This is a genomic window from Anaeromyxobacter diazotrophicus, assembly GCF_013340205.1.
In the GTDB taxonomy this organism is placed as follows: Bacteria; Myxococcota; Myxococcia; order Myxococcales; family Anaeromyxobacteraceae; genus Anaeromyxobacter_A; species Anaeromyxobacter_A diazotrophicus.
In genome coordinates, this window is record NZ_BJTG01000007.1 from 193,145 (window position 1) to 217,281 (window position 24,137).

The following is a 24,137-nucleotide window of genomic DNA, read 5'->3' on the forward strand; positions in this document are numbered from 1 at the left end:
CGCGTGAGCGACGAGGTGGCCCCGGGACTCGGGTTGCGGTCGAGTTCGCGGTCGAGTTCGCGGTCGCGGTAGATCGTGGTGCTCCCGATGCCCGTCCTCCCCTCCGCCCGCCGCTCCGCCCTCCGCCGCCGACTCCTCGCCTGGTGGGACGCGGGGCACCGCGAGCTGCCCTGGCGCTTCCCGACGGGCGAGGCGGATCCCTACCGCGTGTGGATCTCGGAGGTCATGCTGCAGCAGACGCAGGTGGCGGCGGTGGTGCCGTACTACCTCCGCTTCCTCGAGCGCTTCCCGACGCTCGAGGCGCTCGCCGAGGCGTCCGAGGACGAGGTGCTCGCGCGCTGGAGCGGGCTCGGCTACTACGCGCGCGGGCGGCGGCTTCGCGCGGCGGCGCGGGAGATGCTCGCGCGGCACGGCGGCGTCCCGCGCTCGCGCGAGGCGCTGGCGGCGCTGCCGGGCTTCGGCCCTTACACGGCCGGCGCGGTGGCGAGCATCGCCTTCGGCCTGGAGGAGCCCTGCGTGGACGGGAACGTGGCGCGGGTGCTGGCGCGCCTCGGCTGCGTCGAGGGCGCGCCGGAGGCTCCGGCCACGCGGGCGCGGCTGTGGGCGCTCGCGGCGGAGCTCGTGCGCGGGCCGCGGCCGGGCGAGCTCAACCAGGCGCTCATGGACCTCGGCGCGACCGTCTGCGGGAAGGCGGCGCCGCGCTGCGCGCGCTGCCCGGTCGCCCCCTGCTGCGCGGCGCGCGCCCGCGGCCGGGAGCGCGAGCTGCCGCCGGCGCGGGCGCGCCGGGCGCCGCGCCGGCTCGAGGTGGCGTGCGCGGTCGTCGTGCAGGGCGGCCGGCTGCTGCTCGAGCGCCGGCCGCCGGGCGGCCTCTTCGGGGGGCTTTGGGAGCTGCCCGGGGCGGAGGTCGCACCTGGGGCGACCGCGCCCGCCGCTCTCGCGGAAGCCCTGGCGCTGCGGGGGTTGCGGGTGAGGGTGGGGAAAGAGCTGGCGCGCGTGGAGCGGGTGCTGACGCACCGGCGCCTGGCGCTCACGGCCTTTCGCGGCAGCGTCGCGCGGCTGCCGCCTCCGGGGGGGCAGCTCCGGCTGGCCGCGCCCGAGGAGCTGCCGGCGCTCGCGCTCTCCGCGGCGACCCGGGCCCTGGTGGAGGCGCTGCCGGCGAGCGGCCGTCCCGCCGCGCGCCGCAGAATTCGTGAGGAAGAATGAAGATCGCGCTTGGCGCCGGGCCGCGGTGCGAGTACCTTGCGCGCCGCCGGAAGAAGCGCGCGAATCCCTGCTTGACAGCAGGCGGTGGAACCGTATAATTCGCGCCCCTTCGACGGATGGGTCTGTCGATGTTCACGGGCGCCCCACTGCAGCGAGCGGGGCGTTTTCATTGAAGGAAGCTCTTTCAAGCATGCCGACGATCAGCCAGCTGGTGCGCCAGGGCCGCGAGCAGCTCCAGGTGAAGAAGAAGGCGCCCGCGCTTCGCGAGTCGCCGCAGAAGCGCGGCGTGTGCACGCGCGTCTACACGACGACGCCGAAGAAGCCGAACTCGGCGCTCCGCAAGGTCGCCCGCGTCCGCCTCACCAACGGCTTCGAGGTGACGAGCTACATCCCCGGGGTCGGGCACAACCTGCAGGAGCACTCGGTGGTCCTCATCCGCGGGGGCCGCGTGAAGGACCTCCCGGGCGTGCGCTACCACATCATCCGCGGGACCCTCGACGCCGTCGGCGTGCAGGGCCGCAAGCAGAGCCGCTCCAAGTACGGCGCCAAGCGCCCCAGCTAATTTTTCCAAGGACCAGCCTCGATGCCTCGTCGTCGCGAAGTCGAGAAGCGGAAGATCCTCCCCGATCCCAAGTTCCAGGACCGGCTGGTGGCGAAGTTCGTCAACAACCTGATGCGGAAGGGCAACAAGTCCGTGGGTGAGCGGATCATCTACGGCGCCTTCGACCAGGTGGAGCAGAAGCTCAAGGACGACCCGCTCAAGATCTTCAAGAAGGCGCTCGACAACGTGAAGCCGGTGGTCGAGGTGAAGAGCCGCCGGGTCGGCGGCGCCACCTACCAGGTGCCGGTCGAGGTCCGCCAGGATCGCCGCACGGCGCTTGCCATGCGCTGGCTCATCGACTATTCGAAGGCGCGCGGCGAGAAGACGATGGTGGACAAGCTCGCCGGCGAGATCATGGACGCCGCCTCCAACCGCGGCAACGCCGTGAAGAAGCGCGAGGACACGCACAAGATGGCGGAGGCGAACAAGGCCTTCGCGCATTACCGCTGGTAGACGTGAAGAGCGGTGCGGCGGGCTCGGCTCGCCGCGGTCGGTACGCTGCTCTTTGACAGCTCGGAAGAGGTCGTCAACGCCGCGAGGCGACGAAGGTCCGCATTCAACGTCGCAAGGGAAGAGACCGAGAGACACATGGCCCGCACCACTCCGCTCGAGCGTTACCGCAACTTCGGCATCATGGCGCACATCGATGCCGGCAAGACGACCACGACCGAGCGGATCCTCTTCTACACGGGCGTCACCCACAAGATCGGCGAGGTCCATGAAGGCACGGCCGTCATGGACTGGATGGAGCAGGAGCGCGAGCGCGGCATCACCATCACCTCCGCCGCGACCACCGCCTTCTGGCGCGAGCACCGCCTCAACATCATCGACACCCCCGGCCACGTCGACTTCACCATCGAGGTGGAGCGCTCGCTCCGCGTCCTCGACGGCGCCTGCGCCGTGTTCGACGCGGTGAACGGCGTCGAGCCCCAGTCCGAGACGGTGTGGCGGCAGGCGGACAAGTACGAGGTCCCCCGCATCTGCTTCATCAACAAGATGGACCGCGTCGGCGCCGACTTCTTCATGTCGGTCGGCACCATCAAGGAGAAGCTCGGCGCGAAGCCGGTGCCGCTCCACCTCCCGATCGGCGCCGAGGACAAGTTCCGCGGCATGGTCGACCTCGTCAAGATGAAGGGCATCACCTTCGACGACGAGACGATGGGGGCGAAGTACCAGGAGATCGAGATCCCCGCCGAGCTGGTCGAGCAGGCGAAGGAGTACCGCGCCGCCCTCGAGGAGTCCGTCGCCGAGGTGGACGACGAGCTCATGGCGAAGTACCTCGACGGCCACTCGCTCACGAACGACGAGGTCAAGCGCGCCCTGCGCAAGGGTACCATCGGGCTCAAGTTCTTCCCGGTGCTGTGCGGCACCGCCTTCAAGAACAAGGGCGTGCAGCAGATCCTGGACGCCGTCGTCGACTACCTGCCGAGCCCGCTCGACGTCCCGCCGATCAAGGGCGTGAACCCGAAGGGCGTCCAGGTCGTCCGCGGCACCTCCGACTCCGAGCCGTTCGCCGCGCTGGCGTTCAAGCTCATGAACGACCCGTTCGTCGGCAACCTCACCTTCATCCGCGTCTACTCCGGCAAGCTCGAGGCCGGGTCGTACGTCTACAACGCGACCAAGGACAAGAAGGAGCGCGTCGGTCGCCTCCTCCAGATGCACGCCAACAAGCGCGAGGAGATCAAGGAAGTCCTCGCCGGCGACATCGCGGCCGCGGTCGGCCTGCGCTCCTCCACCACCGGCGACACGCTCTGCACCGAGGACGAGCCGGTCATCCTGGAGCAGATGGTGTTCCCGGAGCCGGTCATCTCGGTCGCCGTCGAGCCGAAGACCAAGGGCGACTCCGACAAGATGGGCCTCGCCCTGCAGCGCCTCCAGATGGAGGACCCCTCGTTCCGCGTCCACACCGACGAGGAGACGGGTCAGACCATCATGCGCGGGATGGGCGAGCTCCACCTCGAGATCCTCGTCGACCGCATGCTCCGCGAGTTCAAGGTCGAGGCGAACGTCGGCAAGCCGCAGGTCGCCTACCGCGAGACCATCACCAAGAGGGTCGAGTCGGAGGGCCGCTACATCCGGCAGACCGGCGGCCGCGGCCAGTACGGCCACTGCTGGCTGCGCCTCATCCCGCAGGAGCCGGGCGCCGGCTTCTCCTTCGAGAACGAGACGGTGGGCGGCTCCATCCCCAAGGAGTTCATCGCCCCCATCGAGAAGGGCATCGTCGAGGCGATGCAGGGCGGCGTGCTGGCCGGCTTCCCGATGGTCGACATCAAGGTCGAGGTCTTCGACGGCAGCTTCCACGACGTCGACTCGTCCGAGATGGCGTTCAAGATCGCCGGCTCCATGGGCTTCAAGGACGGCGCCGCCAAGGCGGGCCCGGTCCTGCTCGAGCCGATCATGGACGTCGAGGTGCTGACGCCCGACGAGTACATGGGCGACGTCATCGGCGACATCAACTCGCGCCGCGGCAAGATCCACGGCATGGCCCCGCGCGCCGGCATCCAGGTCATCACCGCCCAGGTGCCGCTGGCCCAGATGTTCGGCTACGCCACGGACCTTCGGTCGAAGACCCAGGGCCGCGCCACCTACACCATGCAGTTCGCGCACTACGCGCAGGTCCCCGCCAGCATCGCGGAGACCATCGTCACCAAGTCGAAGGGCGCCGCCGTCGCGAAGTAGGCGGTCCCGCGCAACCACTTTCGAGCCGCAGACCAGAGAGGACAGGAGCCATGGCCAAGGAAAAGTTCGAGCGCAACAAGCCGCACGTGAACGTGGGGACGATCGGGCACGTCGACCACGGGAAGACGACGCTCACGGCTGCCATCACGAAGGTGGCGGCGGCGAAGGGCATGGCGAGCTTCATGGCGTACGATCAGATCGACAAGGCCCCCGAGGAGCGGGAGCGCGGCATCACGATCGCGACGGCGCACGTGGAGTACCAGACGGAGAAGCGGCACTACGCGCACGTCGACTGCCCGGGCCACGCGGACTACGTGAAGAACATGATCACCGGCGCGGCGCAGATGGACGGCGCCATCCTGGTGGTCTCGGCGGCGGACGGCCCGATGCCGCAGACGCGCGAGCACATCCTGCTCGCCCGGCAGGTGGGCGTGCCGTACATCGTGGTCTACCTGAACAAGTGCGACATGGTGGACGACAAGGAGCTGCTCGACCTGGTGGAGCTGGAGGTCCGCGAGCTCCTGACGAAGTACGAGTTCCCGGGGAACGAGATCCCGATCGTGAAGGGGTCGGCGCTGAAGGCGCTCGAGGGCGACAAGGGCGACCTGGGCGAGCCGTCGATCGGTCGGCTGATGGACGCGGTGGACAGCTACATCCCGACGCCGAAGCGCGCGACGGACAAGCCGTTCCTGATGCCGGTCGAGGACGTGTTCTCGATCTCGGGGCGCGGGACGGTGGCGACGGGGCGCGTGGAGCGCGGCGTCATCAAGGTGGGCGAGGAGGTCGAGATCGTCGGCATCAAGCCCACGGCGAAGACGGTGGTGACGGGCGTGGAGATGTTCCGCAAGCTGCTCGACGAGGGGCAGGCGGGCGACAACATCGGGGCGCTGCTGCGCGGCCTGAAGCGCGAGGAGGTGGAGCGCGGTCAGGTGCTGGCGAAGCCGGGGTCGATCACGCCGCACACGAAGTTCAAGGGCGAGGTGTACGTCCTGACGAAGGAGGAGGGCGGTCGTCACACGCCGTTCTTCAACGGGTACCGGCCGCAGTTCTACTTCCGGACGACGGACGTGACCGGGACGATGACGCTGCCGAAGGGCGTGGAGATGGTGATGCCGGGGGACAACGTGTCGGTGGAGGTGGAGCTCATCACCCCCGTCGCCATGGAGAAGGAGCTCCGGTTCGCCATCCGTGAAGGCGGCCGTACGGTCGGCGCGGGCGTGGTGGCCGAGGTCATCCAGTAGAAGGACGCCGCGGCGGACGGCACCGCCCGCGACCCGCGGGCGGCGCGCAGCGCCGAGGATCGAGACAAAGGCTCTTCAATGGCGACTCAGAAGATCAGGATCCGGCTCAAGGCCTACGACTACAAGCTGCTCGACCAGTCGGCCGGTGAGATCGTGGAGACGGCGAAGCGGACCGGCGCCAAGGTGGCCGGCCCCATCCCGCTCCCCACCCGGATCAACAAGTTCACCGTCCTCCGCAGCCCGCACGTCGACAAGAAGTCGCGCGAGCAGTTCGAGATCCGCACGCACAAGCGGCTGCTCGACATCCTCGAGCCGACGCCGCAGACGCTCGACGCGCTGATGAAGCTCGACCTGTCGGCCGGCGTCGACGTGGAGATCAAGTAGGGGCCCCGGGCCCCTACTGAGGAACCACCATGGCCAAGTTCGACGTCTACGACCTCGAGAAGAACAAGGTGAGCGAGATCGAGCTCGCCGACGCCGTGTTCGCCGGTGAGGTGAACGAGCACCTCTTCTACGAGGTGGTCAAGGCGAAGCTCGCCTCCGACCGCTCCGGCACCCACGCCGTCAAGAACCGCTCGCTGGTGTCCGGCGGCGGCAAGAAGCCCTGGAAGCAGAAGCACACCGGCCGCGCCCGCCAGGGCTCGACCCGCGCCAGCCAGTGGGTCGGCGGCGGCAAGGCCATGGGGCCGAAGCCGCGCGACTACGGGTACGAGGTGCCGAAGAAGGTCCGCAAGGCGGCCCTCCGCTCGGCGCTGGCGCTGCGCAACCGCGACCAGAAGCTGCTCATCGTCGAGAAGTGGGCCCCCGACGCCCCCAAGGCCAAGGCCGCCGCCCAGGTGCTGAAGAAGCTGGGCCTCGCCAAGGTGCTGGTGGTGGACGCGGCCGCGAACGTCGCGCTCGAGCAGAGCGTGCGCAACCTCCGCGGCGCCGACTTCCTCGCCGCCGAGGGGCTCAACGTCTACGACATCCTGAAGCACGACGCGCTCGTGCTGACCGCCGAGAGCGCCAAGAAGCTGGAGGCCTCCCTGTCATGATGCTCGCCGATCAGGACGTGGTGAAGCGTCCGCTCATCACCGAGAAGTCCGAGCGCGGCCGCGAGGCGGCGCAGCAGTACGCCTTCGAGGTGCACCGCGACGCGACCAAGATCCAGGTGAAGGGCGCGGTCGAGAAGCTCTTCGGCGTCCACGTGACCGCCGTCCGCACCTCGATCGCCCGCGGCAAGAACAAGCGCGTCGGCCGGAACCTCGGCCGCCGCCCCAACTGGAAGAAGGCCATCGTGACCTTGAAGGAAGGCGAGACCATCTCGCTCTTCGAGGGCGCGTAGCGCAAGGGAACGGACCATGGGCCTCAAGAGCTACAAGCCTACGAGCGCCGGGCGGCGCCTCATGACGGTCTCCGACTTCGCGGAGATCACCAAGTCGAAGCCCGAGAAGAAGCTCACCAAGGCGATCCGCAAGACGGGCGGGCGCAACGCGCACGGCCACATCACGACCCGCCACATGGGCGGCGGCCACAAGCGCCGCTACCGCGTCATCGACTGGCGGCGCGAGAAGGACGGCGTGCCGGCCAAGGTCGCGGCCATCGAGTACGACCCGAACCGGACCGCCCGCATCGCGCTGCTCCACTACAAGGACGGCGAGAAGCGCTACATCCTGGCCCCGGTCGGCCTGAACGTGGGCGACGTGCTCCTCTCCGGCGACGGCGTCGACATCCGCCCCGGGAACGCGCTCCCCATCCGCTCCATCCCGGTCGGCACCGTCCTCCACAACCTGGAGGCGCAGCCGGGCTCGGGCGGGCAGCTCATCCGCTCCGCCGGCTCCTTCGGCCAGCTCATGGCGAAGGAGGGCGCCTACGCCCAGATCCGCATGCCGTCGGGCGAGGTCCGGATGGTCCTGCAGGACTGCAAGGCCACCATCGGCCAGCTCTCCAATATCGAGAGCGCCTCGGTGCGCGTGGGCAAGGCCGGCAAGAGCCGCTGGCTGGGCATCCGCCCCACCGTCCGCGGCCTGGCCATGAACCCGGTCGACCACCCGCACGGCGGCGGCGAGGGCAAGTCGGGGCAGGGCAACCCGCACCCGGTCTCGCCCTGGGGCCAGAAGACGAAGGGCCTCAAGACCCGCAACAACCGCCGCACCGACAAGCTCATCGTCACCCGCCGCCAGCCCGGCATCCGCAACCGGCCGCACTAGCGCTCACGGGACGAGGACAACGACATGGCGCGTTCCATCAAGAAGGGCCCGTTCGCCGACAAGCACCTCGCCAAGAAGGTCGAGGACGCGAACAAGGGCAACAAGAAGTCGGTCATCAAGACCTGGTCGCGGCGGAGCACCATCCTGCCCGACTTCGTCGGCCACACCTTCGCGGTCCACAACGGCCGCAAGTTCGTGCCGGTGTTCGTGACCGAGAACATGGTCGGGCACAAGCTGGGCGAGTTCGCCCCGACGCGCACCTTCCACGGCCACTCGGCCGAGAAGAAGGTCGCGGCGGCGCCCGCCCCCGCCCCGAAGAAGTAAGGAGCCACCGACATGGCCGAGACCGAAAAGAAGCAGAAGGCCGCGCCCGCCAAGCGCGCGGCGAAGGCGCCGGCGGGGCCGCACGCCAGCCTCTCGTTCCTGCGGGTCGCGCCGCGCAAGGTGCGGCTCGTCGCCGACCACGTGCGCGGCATGCCGGTGGGCGAGGCGCTCGCGATGCTCCGCTACACGCCGCAGTCCGCGGCGAAGCCCCTCGCGAAGCTGCTGCGCTCCGCGGTGGCGAACGCCGAGCAGAAGGGCGGCCACGTCGACGTGGACGCGCTCTTCGTGAAGACGCTCACCGTGGACGGTGGCCCCAAGATGCGGCGCTTCATGCCCCGCGCCATGGGCCGCGCCTTCCGCATCGAGAAGCGCACCAGCCACGTCTACGTCGAGCTCGGGACCGGCGCTCGCGCCTGAGAGAACGAGGAGAACTGCTCATGGGTCAGAAAGTCCATCCGATCGGGTTCCGCCTCGGCGTCATCCGCTCCTGGGAGTCGAAGTGGTACGAGGAGAAGAACTACGCCAAGTGGCTCCACGAGGACATCCACCTGCGTGAGTTCGTGAAGGAGAAGCTCGGCCAGGCCGGCATCTCCAAGATCGAGATCGAGCGGGCGGCGAACAAGGTCAAGATCAACGTCCACACGGCGCGCCCCGGGATCGTCATCGGGAAGCGCGGCGCGGGCATCGAGACCATCAAGAAGGACCTCCAGGGCCTCACGCAGAACGAGGTCTACCTGAACGTGGTCGAGGTCCGGAAGGCCGAGACCGACGCGCAGCTGGTGGCCGAGAACATCGCCACCCAGCTCGAGCGCCGCATCGCCTTCCGCCGCGCCATGAAGAAGTCGGTCCAGACCGCGCAGAAGTTCGGCGCCAAGGGCATCCGCGTCGCCTGCTCCGGCCGCCTGGGCGGCTCCGAGATGGCGCGCTACGAGTGGTACCGCGAGGGCCGCGTGCCGCTGCACACGCTCCGCGCGGACATCGACTACGGGTTCGCCGAGGCGAAGACCACCTACGGCAAGATCGGCTGCAAGGTGTGGATCATGCGGGGCGAGGTCCTGCCGGCTTCGTCGCCGGCGCGCCCCCCGCGCCACGCCGGCCGCGTCTAGCACCTCCGGGAGAACGACATGCTTCAGCCGGCGCGAACGAAATATCGGAAGATGATGAAGGGCCGCATGCGCGGGAAGGCGTACCGCGGCTCCGAGCTCAACCAGGGCGAGTACGGCCTGCAGGCGACCGAGTGCGGGTGGCTGACCAGCCGCCAGATCGAGGCCGCCCGTGTCGCCATGACCCGCTTCGTGAAGCGGGGCGGCAAGATCTGGATCCGGGTCTTCCCGGACAAGCCCATCACCAAGAAGCCCGCCGAGACGCGCATGGGCACCGGCAAGGGCAACGTGGAGTACTACGTCGCCGTCGTGAAGCCGGGCCGCATCCTCTACGAGATGGAGGGCGTCACGGACGAGATCGCCAAGAAGGCCTTCCACCTCGCCGCTCACAAGCTGCCGATCGCGACCAAGGTCGTGAAGCGCGGCGCCACGCTCTAGGAGCCGACGACATGGCCACCGCCAAGGAGCTGAAGGAGCTGCAGCCGCAGGAGCTCGCCGAACGGGCGAAGGAGCTCAAGCGGTCGCTCTTCGAGATGAAGTCCAAGCACAACACCGGCGTGCTCGACTCCACCGCCGACCTGAAGAAGGCGCGCAAGGACGTGGCGCGCTGCTTCACGGTCAAGCGGCAGCAGGAGCTCGCGGCGCAGGCGGCCGGGAAGAAGGAGCAGGCATGACGACGGAGACGGAGCGCGGGAGCCGCAAGACCCGCATCGGCGTGGTCGTCTCGAACAAGATGACGAAGACGGTCGTCGTCAAGGTCGAGCGCCGCGTGGCCGATCGGAAGTACGGCAAGATCGTGATGAAGGCCACCAAGTTCAAGGCGCACGACGAGAAGCAGGAGTGCCAGCCGGGCGACAAGGTGCGCATCGAGGAGACCCGGCCGCTCTCGAAGGACAAGCGCTGGCGGGTGGTCGAGACGCTCGAGAAGGCGGCGGAGGTCTAAGCCATGATCCAGCAGCAGACGATGCTCGACGTGGCCGACAACTCCGGCGCGAAGCGCGTCATGTGCATCAAGGTCCTGGGCGGCTCGCGCCGCCGCTACGCCTCCATCGGCGACGTCATCGTGGTCGCCGTCAAGGAGGCCATCCCGGCGGCCAAGGTGAAGAAGGGCGAGGTGGCGCGCGCCGTCATCGTCCGCACCAGCCGCGAGGTGAAGCGGCCGGACGGCAGCTACATCCGGTTCGACGGCAACTCGGCGGTCCTCATCAACAAGGACCTCGAGCCGATCGGCACCCGCATCTTCGGCCCGGTGGCCCGCGAGCTCCGCGCCCGCAAGTTCATGAAGATCATCTCGCTCGCGCCGGAGGTCCTCTAGGTCATGCAGATCCGCAAGGGCGACACGGTCAAGGTCATCGCCGGCAAGGACAAGGGCAAGTCGGGCAAGGTGCTCGAGGTCCTGCGCGAGAAGGGCCGGGTCCGGGTGGACAAGGTCCAGGTCGTGAAGCGGCACCTCAAGAAGGGCCGCAACCCCTCGAACCCCGAGGGCGGCATCATCGAGCAGAACGGCACCATCGCCATCTCGAACGTGATGGTGGTGGGCGCGGGCGACAAGCCGGCGCGCAAGGAGAAGATCGCCCGCGAGCACGGCGCCAAGGAGAAGGCGCGGCGCGAGAAGCGGGCGGCCGCGAAGTAGACGCGGCGCCGATTCCGGGGGAGACAGGCTCCCCCGTCACCGCAGCAACGACGCATCGCCCGGCAGGAGCTGGCGCCGGCCGAAGGCAAGGAGAGTCGAGATGGCAGCACGGCTGAAGGAGCGGTTCGAGAAGGAGATCCGCCCGGCGCTCATGAAGGAGTTCGGGTTCAAGAACCCGATGCAGGTGCCGCGGGTGGACAAGGTCGTCGTGAACATGGGCCTCGGCGAGGCCATCAACAACGGCAAGATCATCGACGCCTCGGTGGAGCAGCTCGCCCAGATCGCCGGCCAGAAGCCGGTCATCACCAAGGCGCGCAAGTCCATCGCGAACTTCAAGCTGCGCCAGGGCCAGTCGATCGGCGCCATGGTCACGCTGCGCGGCGACCGCGCCTACGAGTTCCTGGATCGCCTCCTCACGGTCGCGCTGCCGCGGGTCCGTGACTTCAAGGGCGTCTCGCCGAAGGCGTTCGACGGCAAGGGCAACTACACGCTCGGCGTACGCGAGCAGATCATCTTCCCCGAGATCAACTACGACAAGGTCGAGAAGATCAAGGGCATGAACATCACCGTGGTGACGACGGCCCGCAACGACGAGGAAGGCCGCGCGCTGCTCCGGTCGCTCGGCATGCCGTTCCGCCAGTAGCGGAAGAGCCCAGGAGATTCACGAATGGCGAAGCTTTCAAAGATGGCGCAGGCGAAGCGCAAGCTGAAGTTCCCGGTCCGCCAGTACAACCGCTGCGAGCTCTGCGGCCGCCCGCGCGCGTTCCTGCGCAAGTTCCAGATGTGCCGCATCTGCTTCCGCAAGCGCGCGCTGCAGGGCGAGATCACCGGCGTCATCAAGTCGAGCTGGTAGGAGACCTCACCCATGTCCATGACCGATCCCATTGGCGACATGCTGACGCGCATCCGCAACGCGTCGTCGGCCCGGCACGAGAAGGTGGTCGTCCCCGCTTCCGGCCTCAAGGCGCGCATCGCCGAGGTCCTTCGCGAGGAGGGCTACATCAAGGAGTTCGTCCGGCACGACGACGGCGCGCAGGGCGCCATCACCATCACGCTCAAGTACAGCGCGGACCGCGAGCCGGCCATCAGCGACATCAAGCGGGTGTCGAAGCCGGGCCTGCGCCGCTACGTCCCCACCGACTCCATCCCGCGGGTGCTGAACGGGATGGGGATCGCCATCCTCTCCACGTCGAAGGGCGTGCTGGTGGATCGCGAGGCCCGCAAGCAGAAGGTGGGCGGCGAGCTCATCTGCACCGTCTGGTAGGAGAAGCCATGTCCCGAGTCGGCAAGATTCCGGTCAAGATCCCGGACAAGGTCAAGGTCGCCGTCGCGAACGGCGACATCAAGGTCGAGGGGCCGAAGGGGAAGATGCACTTCCCGTTCAACCCGCGCGTCAAGGTCGAGGTGACGGGCAAGGAGGTGCACGTCACGCGGCCCGACGACTCCCGCGAGTCGAAGGGCCTGCACGGCCTCACCCGCACGCTCGTCAGGAACGCCATCGACGGCGTCGTGAAGGGCTACGAGCGGGCGCTCGAGATCAACGGCGTCGGCTTCAAGGCGGAGCTGAAGGGGAAGGACATCAACTTCACCCTCGGCTTCTCGCACCCGGTCGTCTTCCGGCTCCCCGAGGGGGTGACGGCGGAGATCGACGCGAAGCAGACCCGCCTGGTCGTCCGCGGCGTGGACAAGCACCTGCTCGGCCTCACCGCCGCCAAGATCCGCGCGCTGCGCCCGCCCGAGCCGTACAAGGGCAAGGGCATCAAGTACGCGGAGGAGACCATCCGTCGCAAGGAAGGCAAGACCGGCGCGGCCTAGGCCGCCCCAGCTCATGCGCCGGCTGCTCCTGCGCCGGCGCACGGAGGAACCACCATGGCGAAGCACACCACCGCACGCGAGAAGCGCAAGGCCCGCATCCGGAAGAAGCTGAGCGGCACCACCGAGCGTCCGCGGCTCACCGTCTACAAGAGCCTGAAGCACATGTACGCGCAGATCGTCGACGACACGACCGGGGCGACCCTGGCCGCCGTCTCGACCGGCTCGAAGGCGCTCAAGGGCGAAGTGAAGGAGGACGACAAGACGGCCGCCGCCAAGAAGGTGGGGACCGCCATCGCGGAGGCTGCCAAGGCGAAGGGCATCCAGCGCGTCGTCTTCGATCGCAACGGCTTCGACTACCACGGCCGCATCGCGGCCGTCGCTCAGGCGGCCCGCGAGGCCGGCCTCGAGTTCTAGAGGATACGCATGCCTGCACCCATCAACGCGAACGATCTCGACCTGCAGGACAAGGTCGTCCACATCAACCGCGTCGCCAAGGTCGTGAAGGGCGGCCGCCGCTTCAGCTTCTCGGCCCTCATCGTGGTCGGCGACGGCCAGGGTCACGTCGGCGTCGGCCTCGGCAAGGCGAACGAGGTCCCCGAGGCGATCCGCAAGGGTGGGGAGCAGGCGAAGAAGCACCTGTTCAAGGTGCCGCTCGTCGGCACCACCATCCCGCACGAGGTGCTCGGCCACTTCGGCGCCGGCCGCGTGCTGCTCAAGCCGGCCGGGGAGGGCACCGGCGTCATCGCCGGCGGCTCCGTCCGCGCCGTGCTCGAGGCGGCCGGCATCCGCAACGTGCTCACCAAGTGCCAGGGCTCGCGGAACCCCCACAACGTCATCAAGGCGACCGTGGCCGGCCTCAAGCGGCTCCGCTCCGCCGACGACAACGCGCGCCTGCGCGGCAAGCAGCTGGCCGAGCTGCAGGGCTAGCCGGAGGAAGACATGTCCGCCATTCGCGTGAAGCTCGTCAGCGGTCTCGCGGGTTGCCCGGCTCCGCACCGCGTCGTGGTGCAGGGCCTGGGCCTCAAGAAGATGAACTCGACGAAGCTGCTGCCCGACACCCCGCAGACGCTGGGGATGATCGACAAGGTGCGGTACCTCGTCACCTGGGAGCGCGTCGACGCCGCGCCGCCCCTCGGGCGCAAGGCCCGCAAGCAGGCGGCCGCCAAGTCGTAGCGCCGCCGCGACCAGCCGCCGCAGGCGGGACAACGGTCGCCCATCTGGGTTAAAAGGGAGATTCCGACGATGTCACTCAGCCAGCTCAAGGCGCCCAAGGGCGCGAACCGCGAGCGCAAGCGGGTCGGCCGCGGCCAGGCCTCCGGCCTCGGCAAGACGGCCGGCCGCGGCGGCAAGGGCCAGAAGGCCCGCAGCGGCAACATGCACTTCGAGGGCTTCGAGGGCGGCCAGATGCCGCTCCAGCGGCGCCTGCCGAAGTTCGGCTTCACCAACGTCTTCCGCCGCGACTTCGACGAGGTCCAGGTGGCGAAGCTCGCGGCGCTGCCCGCGGGCTCGGTGGTGGACCAGGCGGCGCTCGCCCAGGCCGGCCTCATCCGCAAGAACGCCGAGGGCGTGGTGGTGCTCGGGCAGGGCGAGCTCACCGGCGCCTACACCGTGAAGGCCGACCGCGTCACGGCCGGCGCCCGCGCGGCCATCGAGAAGGCGGGCGGCAAGGTGGAGGTGCTCCCCAAGCCGCAGACGATGTACCAGAAGGCGAAGGCCGCCAAGGTCGCCGCCAAGAAGAAGGCGTAACCGCGGGCCACGGCCCGCCGTGGATGACGCAGGGCGGGGCGCGTCTCCGCCGGAACGTTGAGAGGCGTGCGCATGGTGACGAGCGGCATCGCGAACATGTTCCGCATCCCGGAGCTGCGCAAGCGGCTCCTCTTCACGCTCGGCATCCTCGCCGTCTACCGGCTCGGGATCTTCGTCACCACCCCCGGCGTGGACCGCGTCGCCATGCGGCGGGTGGTGGCGAGCTCGGGCGGCCTGCTCGGGCTCTTCAACCTCTTCTCCGGCGGCGCCCTCGAGCAGCTCTCGATCTTCGCGCTCGGGATCATGCCGTACATCTCGGCCTCCATCATCCTGCAGCTCCTCACCGTGGTCATCCCGGCGCTGGAGAAGATGCAGAAGGAGGGCGAGGTCGGCCGGCGCAAGATCACCCAGTACACGCGCTATGGCACCATCGTGCTGTCGGTGATCCAGGGCATCGGGATCGCCACCTACCTCGAGTCGCTGCGCGACAACACCGGGCTCATGGTGGTGCAGAACCCGGGCTGGGGCTTCCGCCTCCTCACCGTCATCTCGCTCGCCGCCGGCACCGCCTTCATCATGTGGATGGGCGAGCAGATCACCGAGCGCGGCGTGGGCAACGGCATCTCGCTCATCATCTTCGCCGGCATCGTGGCGCGCATCCCCGACGCCATCTACCAGACCTGGGCCGCCTACCGGACGCCGGGCGCCGGGCTGGACGAGTTCAAGGTCCTCGCGCTCCTCGCCCTGATGGTGGCGGTGGTGGCCGTCATCGTCTTCTTCGAGCGCGGCCAGCGCCGGATCCCGGTGCAGTACGCGAAGCGGGTGGTGGGGCGGAAGCTCTACGGCGGGCAGTCGACGCACCTGCCGCTCAAGGTGAACACCGCCGGCGTCATCCCGCCCATCTTCGCGAGCTCGGTGCTGCTCTTCCCGGCCACCCTCGCCTCGTGGTTCCCCTTCCTGTCGCGGCTCTCCGACCAGATGCGCCCGGGGAGCTGGATCTACAACACGTTCTACGTCGCCATGATCGTGTTCTTCGCCTACTTCTACACGGCGGTCACGTTCAACCCGGTCGACGTGGCGGACAACCTCAAGAAGTACGGCGGGTACATCCCGGGCATCCGCCCCGGCAAGACGACGGCCGACTACATCGACCACGTCCTCTCGCGCATCACCTTCGGCGGGGCCATCTACATCGCCGCGGTCTGCGTGCTGCCGACCCTGCTCATCAACCAGTTCGGCGTCCCGTTCTACTTCGGCGGGACGGCGCTCCTCATCGTGGTCGGCGTCGCGCTCGACACCGTGCAGCAGATCGAGGGGCACCTCATCACCCGGCACTACGAGGGCTTCACCGGCCCGCGCGGCCCGCGCATCCGCGGCCGCCGCGTCGGCAGCGCCACCGTCGGCGCCTGACGCCCGCGCGCCGGCCAGCGCCGGCGCCTGGAGACCTCCATGATCCTCATCCTCCTCGGTCCCCCCGGCGCGGGGAAGGGCACGCAGGCGAAGCTGCTCGCGCGCGAGTACGGCATCCCGCACATCTCGACCGGCGACATGTTCCGCGACCACAAGGCGCGGGGCACCGAGCTCGGCAAGAAGATCCAGGCCATCATGGACGCGGGCGGCCTCGTCACCGACGACGTGACGAACGCGCTCGTGAAGGACCGCCTGGGCCGCCCGGACGTCGGGCCCGGCTTCATCCTCGACGGCTATCCCCGCACCACCGCCCAGGCCGAGTACCTCGAGGCGCTGCTCCAGTCGATGGGGCGGCACATCGACCGCGTGCTCTCGTACGAGGTGGCGGAGGAGCTCGTCGTCGAGCGCATCAGCGGCCGGCGGAGCTGCCCGAAGTGCGGGGCGGTCTACCACGTGTCGGCGAACCCGCCGCGCGCGCCGGGCGTCTGCGACCGGGAGGGCGCCGCCCTCGTCCAGCGCGACGACGACCGCCCCGAGAACGTCAAGAAGCGGATGCAGGAGTACGCCGACAAGACCTGGCCGCTCAAGCGCTTCTACCAGGAGCGCGGCAAGGTGGCCGAGATCGAGGGCGTCGGCACGCCGGACGGCATCCTCGCCGCCACGAAGCTCGCGCTGGGCGCGGCGCGATGATCGGGCGGAGCCCCGCCGACGGCGGGGAGGCCGCCGCGCTGGCATGAGGGAGCACCTGGAGCTGAGGAGCGCTGCCGAGATCGCCCGCATCCGCGAGGCGAGCCTCGTCGTGCACGACGTGCTGGCCGAGGTGGCCGCGGCCGCCGTGCCGGGGGTGACCACCGGCGAGCTCGACCGGCTCGCCGCGCGGGCCACCGCGGCCCGGGGCGCGACGCCGGCCTTCCTCGGCTACCACGGCTACCCGGCCGTCATCTGCATTTCGGTGAACGACGAGGTGGTGCACGGCATCCCCTCCGACCGGCGGGCGCTGGTCGAGGGCGACGTGGTCGGGCTCGACTTCGGCGTCTCGCTCGGCGGCTGGTTCGGCGACGCGGCGCGCACCGTGCCGGTGGGCCGGGTCTCGCCGGCGGCGGCGCGCCTGCTCCAGGTGGGGGCGGAGGCGCTCAGGCGCGGGGTGGCGGCGGCGGTGCCGGACGCCCGGCTCGGGGACGTGGGGTTCGCGGTGCAGCAGTACGTGGAGGGGGAGGGCTGCTCGGTCGTGCGCGACTTCGTCGGGCACGGCATCGGCCGCAAGCTGCACGAGCCGCCGCAGGTCCCGAACTACGGCGCCCCCGGGACGGGGCTCAGGCTCCGGCCCGGCATGGTGCTCGCCATCGAGCCCATGGTGAACGCGGGCGGGTTCGAGGTGAGGACGCTGGACGACGGCTGGACGGCGGTGACGGCGGACGGCAGCCTCTCCGCCCACTTCGAGCACACGGTCGCCATCACGGAGGACGGGCCGGTGGTGCTGTCGGAGCCCCCGAAAAGAGGTTGAAGCGCGCGGCAGACGTTGCAGGGGCGGAATGCCTGTGTTATAGGGCGCCCTTCGCAAACTGCCCGAGGTGGGGGAGGGCGGTGCGAGAGCTTTGAAGTGACGGCGCTCCGGGACATCCCCGGTCGCCAGTCCCGCCGGAAGCCGCGGCGGGGCTTTTCGTCTGGACGAGCGAGATTTTTTCTCGGGAGGCAGTGGCATCATGAAGGTCCGCGCGTCGGTCAAGAAGATTTGCGACAAGTGCAAGGTCATCAAGCGCAAGGGCGTCGTGCGGATCATCTGCCCCGCCAACCCGCGCCACAAGCAGCGCCAGGGCTAGCCCCGGCGCACCGCCAGGAACCAGGAGAACAGCGAAGATGGCCCGTATCGCAGGCGTCGACCTCCCCCGCGAGAAGCGCATCGAGATCTCGCTCCAGTACATCTACGGAATCGGCAGGACCTCCGCGAAGAAGATCTGCGGGAACGCCGGCGTCTCCGTGACGACCCGGACCAAGGATCTCACCGACGACGAGGTGCGCCGGCTGCGCGAGACCATCGAGCAGTCGTTCAAGGTCGAGGGCGACCTCCGCCGCGAGATCTCCATGAACGTGAAGCGGCTCATGGACCTCGGCTGCTACCGCGGCCTGCGCCACCGCAAGGGCCTGCCGGTCCGCGGCCAGCGCACGCACACCAACGCCCGCACCCGCAAGGGCCCGAAGCGCGGCCTCGTCCGGAAGCCGGCCGCCGCCGCCCCGGCCCCCAAGGCCTAGCCGACCGAACCCGACACGCGCCGGGCGGGGGTCGAACCTCCGCCGAAGCGGGCGCGACGAACTCGTAGGGCAGGGGGCCTGGTCCCCCGCCGCCAGAGAACCGAGGAGAACAGAGTGGCCGACGAGAAGCAGAACGCCGAGAAGAAGCCCGCCGCGGCGGCGCCCAAAACCGAGGAGCCGACGGCGCCGGCCATGCCCAACCTGGGCGGCATCGAGCCCGTCACCGCCTCGCCCGTCGTCCCCAAGAAGGGGAAGAAGCGGGTGAAGAAGAACATCGCGGCCGGGATCGTCCACATCGCGGCCAGCTTCAACAACACCCAGATCACCATCACCGACGTCACGGGGAACGTGATCTCGTGGTCCTCGGCCGGCGCGCGCGGGTTCAAGGGCTCGCGCAAGTCGACGCCGTTCGCGGCCCAGGTCGCCGCGGGCGACGCCGCCGCGAAGGCGATGGAGCACGGCCTGAAGAGCGTCACGGTGCAGGTCTCCGGTCCGGGCGCCGGCCGCGAGTCGGCCCTGCGGGCCCTCTCGGCCGCCGGCCTCAAGATCTCGCTCATCCGCGACGTCACCCCCATCCCGCACAACGGCTGCCGGCCCCCCAAGCGCCGCCGCGTCTGAGACCAGGAGAACCACGTGGCTCGTTACACCGAAAGCGTCTGCCGGCTCTGCCGCCGCGAGAACCTCAAGATGTACCTGAAGGGTGATCGCTGCTACACGGACAAGTGCGCCATCGAGCGCCGTCCCTACCCCCCGGGCCAGCACGGCCAGGGCCGCATCAAGTTCTCCGAGTACGGCGTCCAGCTCCGCGAGAAGCAGAAGGTCAAGCGGATGTACGGCATGCTGGAGGCCGACTTCCGGCACGCCTACGCCAACGCGGCGGCGGCGAAGGGCAAGACCGGCGACAACCTCCTGCAGACGCTCGAGCTCCGGCTCGACAACGTCGTGTTCCGGCTCGGCTTCGCCGACACCCGCAACGAGGCGCGCCAGCTCGTCCGCCACGGCCACTTCCGCGTCAACGGCCGCAAGGTCAACATCCCGTCCTTCCGCCTGAAGATGGGCGACAAGGTCGAGCTGAAGGACCGGTCGAAGAAGGTGGTGCGCATCAGCGAGGCGCTCGAGACCGTCGACCGCCGCGGCGTGCCGCAGTGGCTCGAGCTCGACAAGGGCGGCTTCAAGGGCACCGTCAAGACGCAGCCGGCCCGCGAGGACATCACCATGCCGATCCAGGAGCAGCTCATCGTCGAGCTCTACTCCAAGTAATCGGCCCGTTCACTTCACGTTCAACACGGCCGCGCGCCTCACGGCGCCTCGCCTCCGCTCGGCTGGCGGAGGCGGGGAGGGGGCGGCGGCACGAGGAGACAGCCCATGGCAGACGCCATCGTCACGAAGAACTGGCGCGACCTCATCAAGCCTCGCGGCCTGCAGGTCGACCAGGACAGCCTCACCAACACCTACGGCAAGTTCGTGGCCGAGCCGCTGGAGCGCGGCTTCGGCATCACGCTCGGCAACTCGCTGCGCCGCGTGCTCCTCTCGAGCCTGCAGGGCGCGGCCATCACCTCGGTCAAGATCGAGGGGGTGGAGCACGAGTTCATGACCATCCCCGAGGTGGCCGAGGACGTCACCGACGTCATCCTCAACCTCAAGGAGGTCCTGCTCCAGATCCACACCAACGAGGTGAAGACGGTGCGGATCGAGGCCGAGGGGCCGAAGGAGATCAAGGCCGGCGACATCATCACCGACGGCCAGGTCGAGATCCTGAACCCCGGGCACCACCTCCTCACCATCAGCGAGGGCGGCCGGGTCCGGATGGAGCTCACCGCGCGCCGCGGCCGCGGCTACGTCCCGTCGGAGCGCAACAAGGTGGCCGGGCAGCCCATCGGCACCATCCCGATCGACGCGCTCTTCAGCCCCATCCGCAAGGTGAACTACCAGGTCACCAACGCGCGCGTCGGGCAGCAGACCGACTACGACAAGCTCACGCTCGAGGTGTGGACCGACGGCTCGGTCGCGCCGGCCGACGCGGTCGCCTACGCGGCCAAGATCGTGAAGGAGCAGCTCTCGATCTTCATCAACTTCGACGAGACCGAGGAGCCCAGCGTCGAGCCGGTCGCCATCGAGGAGACGAAGCTCAACGAGAACCTGTTCCGCTCCGTGGACGAGCTCGAGCTCTCGGTCCGCAGCGCGAACTGCCTGCAGAACGCGAACATCAAGAGCATCGGCGACCTCGTGCAGAAGACCGAGGCCGAGATGCTGAAGACGAAGAACTTCGGCCGGAAGTCGCTCAAGGAGATCAAGGAGATCCTGGCCGAGATGGGCCTCTCCCTCGGGATGAAGCTCGAGAACTGGCCGCCCAAGACCGCGCCGCAGGCCCCCAAGGCCTAGCGTCGCACGGACACCTGAGGAGATATCCCCATGAAGCACCGCGTCGTCGGCCGCAGGCTCGACCGCACCACCGAGCACCGCACGGCCATGTTCCGCAACATGGTGACCAGCCTCTTCCGCCACGAGCGGATCGTCACCACCACGCCCAAGGCGAAGGAGATGAAGCGCTTCGCCGACAAGTTCATCACGCTCGCCAAGCAGGGCACCGCGCACGCGCGGCGGCAGGCAAACCGCGACGTCCGTGACGTCGAGGTGCTGAACAAGCTGTTCGACACGCTCGGGCCCCGCTTCAAGGCGCGCGCCGGCGGCTACACCCGCATCATTCACATGGGCCGCCGCGCCGGCGACGCCGCCGACATGTCCATGATCGAGCTCGTCGAGCGCAGCGCGCCCGCCGCGGCCGAGGGCGAGGGCGAGGAGCCGAAGGCCAAGAAGAAGGCGAAGGCCCCCGCGGCCGAGAAGTCCGCCTAGGGCTTCACGCACGTCGAGGTCTTCGAGCGCCGCCCCGGTCCGCCGGGGCGGCGTTCGCGTCTCCGGTGCGCGCGCGCCGCGCGGCCCTGGTAGAACCGGAGGCCGATGCCGCCGCTCTACGCGCACGACCCCTTCCTGGCGGTCCACCACGCGCTGCAGCGACCCTGGCTCGACCTGCCCGCCGCCGTCCTCTCCGTCGCGTGCGAGGGCTGGGCGCAGGCGCTGCTCGGGCTGGCGCTCTTCGCCTGGCTCGAGCGCGACCTGCGGCGGCTCGCCGTCGCCTACCTGCCGGTCGCGCTCGGGCTCGCCGCCGGCGGCGCGGCGGTCCAGCAGCTCAAGGAGCTCTTCGCGACGCCCCGGCCGCTCGCCATCTATGGCCCGGCCCAGGTCAGGGTGGGGCTCGAGCCGCTCTTCCAGCTCGGATTCCCGAGCGGCCACGCGAGCGCCGTCGCGACCCTGGCCGCCTGCGCGCTCCTCGCCTACGGGCGGCGGGTGAGGTGGGTGCTGGTCCTCGCCCTTCTGGGGGGACTGTCCCGCGTCTACCTGGGCGCGCACTGGGTCGCGGACGTCGCGGGCGGCTGGGCGCTCGGCGCGCTGGTCGGCGCCTCGACGCACCTCCTGTGGCACCGCGCGGCGCGGGTGCTCCTCGCGCTCGGGGCGGGTCGCGAGTCGGACGGGTGCGCCGGTCCTTGACTTGACAGGCTAGCTCCCGTAAAAGAATCCGCTTTTTCGAGGGACGGCCGAGGGCCGCGGCGGCGCCGCGGTTCGGCGTTCCGTATTTTCCAAAGGTTTCAGAGGAGGCAGCACATGGCAGTGGTCCTGCGGCTGAGCCGAGCCGGTACGCACAAGGCGCCCTTCTATCACGTGGTCGCGACCGACTCGCGCAACGCCCGCGACGGCAAGTACCTCGAGGACGTGGGCGTGTACGACCCCACGCAGCGCCCGGAGCGCATCGAGCTCAAGACCGAGCGCATCGAGCACTGGCTCAAGGTCGGCGCGAAGCCCAGCCAGACGGTGGCGATGGTGCTGAAGCGCGCCAAGAAGGCGGCGCCCGCCGCCGGCGCGGCCGCGTCCAAGTAGCCCGCGCGGAGCCGTCATGCGCGACCTCGTCGTCTGGCTCGCCCAGCAGCTCGTCCAGGACAAGGGCGCCGTGAAGGTCGACGCCCTCGAGCGCGATCGCTCGACGGTGCTCGAGCTGACGGTGGCCCCCGACGACCTCGGCCGCGTCATCGGCCGCGGCGGCCGCACCGCCAAGGCGCTGCGGACCGTGGTCGACCTGGCGGCGCGCCGCGAGGGGCGGCGGGCCGTGCTCGACATCCTCGACTAGCGCGTGGAGCCGGTCCGCATCGGGAAGGTGGTCCGGGCGATCGGCCTCGACGGGCTGGTGGGCGTGGCCGGGTCGGAGGGCGCGCTGGGCGGCCTCGAGCGCGTGGCGCTGCTGCGCGGCGACGGACCGGCGCAGGAGCGCCGGGTGGTGCTGGCCCGGCCGCAGGGGCGGGTGTGGGCGGTGCAGCTGGAGGGCGTCCGCGGCCGCGACGCCGCGGAGGCGCTGGTCGGGTCGGTGGTGCTCGCGTGGCGCGAGGACCTCGGCGAGGCGGGGCAGGATCGGCACTTCTGGGCCGATCTGGAGGGCCTGCCGGTGGTGACGGTGGGTGGAGAGGCGGTCGGGACGGTCACCGGCCTGTACGAGACGGGCGCGGTGGACGTGCTGGTGGTGACCGGGCGGCGCGGCGAGGTGCTCCTGCCGCTCGCGCCCTACGTCACGGTGGACCGCGCGGCGGGGCGGGTGGTGGTGGATCCACCGGAGGGGCTCTTGGAGCTGGCAGGCGAGGGACGCGAGCCGGAGGGAGGTCCCGGGCGAGGCGAGTGACGTGGCGAAGCTGGAAGTCGAGATCCTGACGCTGTTCCCCCGCATGTGCACGGGGTACCTGGGGGAGAGCATCCTCGGGAAGGCGCAGGAGAGCGGCCTCCTCGCGGTGCACGTGGCCGACGTGCGCGACCACGCCTCGGGCAAGCACCGGGTGGCCGACGACGCGCCCTACGGGGGCGGCGCCGGGATGGTGATGAAGCCGGAGCCGCTCATCGCCGCCGTCGAGGCGGCCCGCGAGCGGTTGCCGGGCGCGAGGGTCTTCCTCACCAGCCCGCGCGGCGTCCGGCTCGACCAGGCGCTGGCGCGCCAGGTGGCGGAGGAGGGCAGGGCGATCGTCGCCTGCGGACGTTACGAGGGCGTCGACGAGCGGGTGCGGTCGGTGGTGGACGTGGAGGTGTCGCTGGGAGACTTCGTGCTCACCGGCGGAGAGCTGGCGGCGCTGGCGCTGGTGGACGCGGCGGCGCGGTTCATCCCGGGGGTGCTCGGCAACGCGAGCTCCGCCGGGGAAGAGAGCTTCTCGGGAGAGGGCGGGCTGCTCGAGCACCCGCACTACACCCGGCCCCCTTCGTACCGGGGGATGAAGGTTCCGGAGGTCCTGCTGTCCGGGGATCACCGGCGGATCGAGCGGTGGCGGCGGCGCGAGGCGCTGCGCGTCACCCGCGAGCGGCGGCCGGACCTCTTCGCGAGGCTGACGCCGACGGAACAGGACCTCCGCCTCCTCGAGGCGGCGGACGACGAGCTGTAAGGAGAGAGCGATGCTGCGCAAGGCGATCAGCGACATCGAGGCGAAGTACCTGCGGAAGGACGTGCCGGAGTTCCGGTCCGGCGACACGGTGCGCGTGCACACGAAGATCAAGGAAGGCGACAAGGAGCGCATCCAGGTCTTCGAGGGCGTCGTCATCCGCCACAAGAAGGGCGACGCGCGCGCGATGTTCACCGTGCGCAAGGTCAGCTACGGCGTCGGCGTGGAGCGCATGTTCCCCGTCCACAGCCCCCGCATCGACCGGATCGAGGTCCTCGGCCACGGCGAGGTCCGCCGCTCCCGCCTGTACTACCTGCGCGAGCTGCAGGGGAAGGCCGCCCGCCTCCACCAGGAGGAGGGCCCGCTCGGCGCCGCCGCTGGCGCGGCCGCCGCGAGCGCGCCCGCCGCGCCCGCTCCCCAGGCCTGATCGGCCGCGGCCGCGGTGCTTTCGCGCCGCGGCCGCAGCGGGTAACATCGC

39 protein-coding genes and 1 pseudogene are annotated in these 24,137 nt (G+C 69.8%); all 40 read left to right on the forward strand.

Going from position 1 to position 24,137, the window contains the following annotated elements; translation table 11 throughout:
- Positions 1-87 precede the first annotated feature (87 nt).
- Entirely contained in the window at positions 88-1,203 is a 1,116-nt protein-coding gene (mutY, locus tag HWY08_RS15330; RefSeq protein ID WP_176066729.1) for an A/G-specific adenine glycosylase, read from the forward strand.
- 190 nt (positions 1,204-1,393) lie between these two features.
- Positions 1,394-1,765 carry a 30S ribosomal protein S12 gene (rpsL, locus tag HWY08_RS15335; protein WP_176066731.1) on the forward strand — a complete coding sequence of 124 codons (372 nt, stop codon included), beginning with the start codon at positions 1,394-1,396 and terminating at the stop codon, positions 1,763-1,765.
- 21 nt (positions 1,766-1,786) lie between these two features.
- Positions 1,787-2,257: a 30S ribosomal protein S7 gene (gene rpsG / locus HWY08_RS15340; RefSeq protein ID WP_176066733.1), complete on the forward strand. Its 471-nt coding sequence runs from the start codon at positions 1,787-1,789 to the stop codon at positions 2,255-2,257.
- Between the two features lie 135 nt (positions 2,258-2,392).
- Positions 2,393-4,483, forward strand: coding sequence for an elongation factor G (fusA, locus tag HWY08_RS15345; protein WP_176066735.1), 2,091 nt, complete (start codon positions 2,393-2,395; stop codon positions 4,481-4,483).
- Between the two features lie 50 nt (positions 4,484-4,533).
- Positions 4,534-5,724 (forward strand): elongation factor Tu, encoded by a 1,191-nt coding sequence (tuf, locus tag HWY08_RS15350; protein ID WP_176066737.1) that lies wholly within the window; start codon positions 4,534-4,536, stop codon positions 5,722-5,724.
- A gap of 78 nt (positions 5,725-5,802) precedes the next feature.
- Positions 5,803-6,108: a 30S ribosomal protein S10 gene (gene rpsJ, locus HWY08_RS15355; RefSeq protein WP_011421000.1), complete on the forward strand. Its 306-nt coding sequence runs from the start codon at positions 5,803-5,805 to the stop codon at positions 6,106-6,108.
- 29 nt (positions 6,109-6,137) lie between these two features.
- Positions 6,138-6,758 (forward strand): 50S ribosomal protein L4, encoded by a 621-nt coding sequence (gene rplD / locus HWY08_RS15360; protein ID WP_176066740.1) that lies wholly within the window; start codon positions 6,138-6,140, stop codon positions 6,756-6,758.
- On the forward strand, positions 6,755-7,048 hold the full coding sequence (locus tag HWY08_RS15365; protein ID WP_176066742.1) for a 50S ribosomal protein L23: 294 nt from the start codon (positions 6,755-6,757) through the stop codon (positions 7,046-7,048). Before rplD ends, HWY08_RS15365 begins: the two co-directional genes overlap by 4 nt.
- A 16-nt stretch (positions 7,049-7,064) precedes the next feature.
- Complete coding sequence (gene rplB / locus HWY08_RS15370) at positions 7,065-7,913, forward strand: 50S ribosomal protein L2 (RefSeq protein WP_176066744.1); 849 nt, start codon at positions 7,065-7,067, stop codon at positions 7,911-7,913.
- 24 nt (positions 7,914-7,937) lie between these two features.
- The gene (gene rpsS / locus HWY08_RS15375; protein ID WP_176066746.1) at positions 7,938-8,237 is read left to right on the forward strand and encodes a 30S ribosomal protein S19; all 300 of its coding nucleotides are present in this window, start codon (positions 7,938-7,940) and stop codon (positions 8,235-8,237) included.
- Positions 8,170-8,654, forward strand: a pseudogene (rplV, locus tag HWY08_RS15380) (50S ribosomal protein L22); the annotation flags it as partial. The gene rpsS and the pseudogene rplV, both read left to right, overlap by 68 nt.
- A gap of 20 nt (positions 8,655-8,674) precedes the next feature.
- Positions 8,675-9,343: a 30S ribosomal protein S3 gene (gene rpsC, locus HWY08_RS15385; RefSeq protein ID WP_176066748.1), complete on the forward strand. Its 669-nt coding sequence runs from the start codon at positions 8,675-8,677 to the stop codon at positions 9,341-9,343.
- Positions 9,344-9,361: 18 nt separating this feature from the next.
- Positions 9,362-9,778 carry a 50S ribosomal protein L16 gene (rplP, locus tag HWY08_RS15390; RefSeq protein WP_176066750.1) on the forward strand — a complete coding sequence of 139 codons (417 nt, stop codon included), beginning with the start codon at positions 9,362-9,364 and terminating at the stop codon, positions 9,776-9,778.
- Between the two features lie 11 nt (positions 9,779-9,789).
- Complete coding sequence (gene rpmC, locus HWY08_RS15395; protein WP_176066753.1) at positions 9,790-10,014, forward strand: 50S ribosomal protein L29; 225 nt, start codon at positions 9,790-9,792, stop codon at positions 10,012-10,014.
- The gene (gene rpsQ, locus HWY08_RS15400) at positions 10,011-10,283 is read left to right on the forward strand and encodes a 30S ribosomal protein S17 (RefSeq protein WP_176066755.1); all 273 of its coding nucleotides are present in this window, start codon (positions 10,011-10,013) and stop codon (positions 10,281-10,283) included. The genes rpmC and rpsQ overlap by 4 nt, the downstream gene beginning before the upstream one ends.
- A gap of 3 nt (positions 10,284-10,286) precedes the next feature.
- Complete coding sequence (rplN, locus tag HWY08_RS15405; RefSeq protein ID WP_176066757.1) at positions 10,287-10,655, forward strand: 50S ribosomal protein L14; 369 nt, start codon at positions 10,287-10,289, stop codon at positions 10,653-10,655.
- A gap of 3 nt (positions 10,656-10,658) precedes the next feature.
- Positions 10,659-10,973, forward strand: a complete 315-nt coding sequence (gene rplX / locus HWY08_RS15410) for a 50S ribosomal protein L24 (RefSeq protein WP_176066759.1) — start codon at positions 10,659-10,661, stop codon at positions 10,971-10,973.
- Positions 10,974-11,073: 100 nt separating this feature from the next.
- Positions 11,074-11,616: a 50S ribosomal protein L5 gene (rplE, locus tag HWY08_RS15415; protein ID WP_176066761.1), complete on the forward strand. Its 543-nt coding sequence runs from the start codon at positions 11,074-11,076 to the stop codon at positions 11,614-11,616.
- Between the two features lie 24 nt (positions 11,617-11,640).
- The gene (locus HWY08_RS15420; RefSeq protein WP_176066763.1) at positions 11,641-11,826 is read left to right on the forward strand and encodes a type Z 30S ribosomal protein S14; all 186 of its coding nucleotides are present in this window, start codon (positions 11,641-11,643) and stop codon (positions 11,824-11,826) included.
- Positions 11,827-11,838: 12 nt separating this feature from the next.
- The gene (rpsH, locus tag HWY08_RS15425; protein WP_176066765.1) at positions 11,839-12,237 is read left to right on the forward strand and encodes a 30S ribosomal protein S8; all 399 of its coding nucleotides are present in this window, start codon (positions 11,839-11,841) and stop codon (positions 12,235-12,237) included.
- An 8-nt stretch (positions 12,238-12,245) separates the two neighbouring features.
- On the forward strand, positions 12,246-12,788 hold the full coding sequence (rplF, locus tag HWY08_RS15430; RefSeq protein WP_176066767.1) for a 50S ribosomal protein L6: 543 nt from the start codon (positions 12,246-12,248) through the stop codon (positions 12,786-12,788).
- Positions 12,789-12,842: 54 nt separating this feature from the next.
- Positions 12,843-13,202: a 50S ribosomal protein L18 gene (gene rplR / locus HWY08_RS15435; protein ID WP_176066769.1), complete on the forward strand. Its 360-nt coding sequence runs from the start codon at positions 12,843-12,845 to the stop codon at positions 13,200-13,202.
- A gap of 9 nt (positions 13,203-13,211) precedes the next feature.
- Entirely contained in the window at positions 13,212-13,715 is a 504-nt protein-coding gene (gene rpsE / locus HWY08_RS15440) for a 30S ribosomal protein S5 (protein ID WP_176066771.1), read from the forward strand.
- A gap of 12 nt (positions 13,716-13,727) precedes the next feature.
- A complete protein-coding gene (gene rpmD / locus HWY08_RS15445) occupies positions 13,728-13,961 on the forward strand; it encodes a 50S ribosomal protein L30 (RefSeq protein WP_176066773.1) in 234 nt (77 codons plus the stop codon).
- Positions 13,962-14,030: 69 nt separating this feature from the next.
- Positions 14,031-14,534, forward strand: a complete 504-nt coding sequence (gene rplO, locus HWY08_RS15450) for a 50S ribosomal protein L15 (RefSeq protein ID WP_176066775.1) — start codon at positions 14,031-14,033, stop codon at positions 14,532-14,534.
- Between the two features lie 72 nt (positions 14,535-14,606).
- Entirely contained in the window at positions 14,607-15,944 is a 1,338-nt protein-coding gene (gene secY, locus HWY08_RS15455) for a preprotein translocase subunit SecY (RefSeq protein WP_176066776.1), read from the forward strand.
- Positions 15,945-15,983: 39 nt separating this feature from the next.
- Complete coding sequence (locus HWY08_RS15460; protein WP_176066778.1) at positions 15,984-16,634, forward strand: adenylate kinase; 651 nt, start codon at positions 15,984-15,986, stop codon at positions 16,632-16,634.
- A gap of 43 nt (positions 16,635-16,677) precedes the next feature.
- On the forward strand, positions 16,678-17,448 hold the full coding sequence (gene map / locus HWY08_RS15465; RefSeq protein ID WP_176066780.1) for a type I methionyl aminopeptidase: 771 nt from the start codon (positions 16,678-16,680) through the stop codon (positions 17,446-17,448).
- 199 nt (positions 17,449-17,647) lie between these two features.
- On the forward strand, positions 17,648-17,764 hold the full coding sequence (rpmJ, locus tag HWY08_RS15470; RefSeq protein WP_176066782.1) for a 50S ribosomal protein L36: 117 nt from the start codon (positions 17,648-17,650) through the stop codon (positions 17,762-17,764).
- Between the two features lie 37 nt (positions 17,765-17,801).
- The gene (rpsM, locus tag HWY08_RS15475) at positions 17,802-18,194 is read left to right on the forward strand and encodes a 30S ribosomal protein S13 (protein ID WP_176066784.1); all 393 of its coding nucleotides are present in this window, start codon (positions 17,802-17,804) and stop codon (positions 18,192-18,194) included.
- A 192-nt stretch (positions 18,195-18,386) separates the two neighbouring features.
- Positions 18,387-18,812, forward strand: coding sequence for a 30S ribosomal protein S11 (gene rpsK / locus HWY08_RS15480; protein WP_176067017.1), 426 nt, complete (start codon positions 18,387-18,389; stop codon positions 18,810-18,812).
- A gap of 15 nt (positions 18,813-18,827) precedes the next feature.
- The gene (rpsD, locus tag HWY08_RS15485) at positions 18,828-19,454 is read left to right on the forward strand and encodes a 30S ribosomal protein S4 (protein WP_176066786.1); all 627 of its coding nucleotides are present in this window, start codon (positions 18,828-18,830) and stop codon (positions 19,452-19,454) included.
- A 105-nt stretch (positions 19,455-19,559) separates the two neighbouring features.
- Positions 19,560-20,576: a DNA-directed RNA polymerase subunit alpha gene (locus HWY08_RS15490; protein WP_176066788.1), complete on the forward strand. Its 1,017-nt coding sequence runs from the start codon at positions 19,560-19,562 to the stop codon at positions 20,574-20,576.
- A 30-nt stretch (positions 20,577-20,606) separates the two neighbouring features.
- The gene (gene rplQ, locus HWY08_RS15495; protein ID WP_176066790.1) at positions 20,607-21,047 is read left to right on the forward strand and encodes a 50S ribosomal protein L17; all 441 of its coding nucleotides are present in this window, start codon (positions 20,607-20,609) and stop codon (positions 21,045-21,047) included.
- Between the two features lie 105 nt (positions 21,048-21,152).
- Positions 21,153-21,740, forward strand: coding sequence for a phosphatase PAP2 family protein (locus HWY08_RS15500; protein ID WP_176066792.1), 588 nt, complete (start codon positions 21,153-21,155; stop codon positions 21,738-21,740).
- Positions 21,741-21,854: 114 nt separating this feature from the next.
- Positions 21,855-22,127, forward strand: a complete 273-nt coding sequence (gene rpsP / locus HWY08_RS15505; RefSeq protein WP_176066794.1) for a 30S ribosomal protein S16 — start codon at positions 21,855-21,857, stop codon at positions 22,125-22,127.
- 16 nt (positions 22,128-22,143) lie between these two features.
- Entirely contained in the window at positions 22,144-22,374 is a 231-nt protein-coding gene (locus HWY08_RS15510; RefSeq protein ID WP_176066796.1) for a KH domain-containing protein, read from the forward strand.
- A 3-nt stretch (positions 22,375-22,377) separates the two neighbouring features.
- Positions 22,378-22,917 (forward strand): ribosome maturation factor RimM, encoded by a 540-nt coding sequence (rimM, locus tag HWY08_RS15515; protein ID WP_176066798.1) that lies wholly within the window; start codon positions 22,378-22,380, stop codon positions 22,915-22,917.
- A gap of 1 nt (position 22,918) precedes the next feature.
- Positions 22,919-23,662: a tRNA (guanosine(37)-N1)-methyltransferase TrmD gene (gene trmD / locus HWY08_RS15520; RefSeq protein WP_176066800.1), complete on the forward strand. Its 744-nt coding sequence runs from the start codon at positions 22,919-22,921 to the stop codon at positions 23,660-23,662.
- 10 nt (positions 23,663-23,672) lie between these two features.
- Entirely contained in the window at positions 23,673-24,086 is a 414-nt protein-coding gene (gene rplS / locus HWY08_RS15525; RefSeq protein ID WP_176066802.1) for a 50S ribosomal protein L19, read from the forward strand.
- Positions 24,087-24,137: the final 51 nt, after the last annotated feature.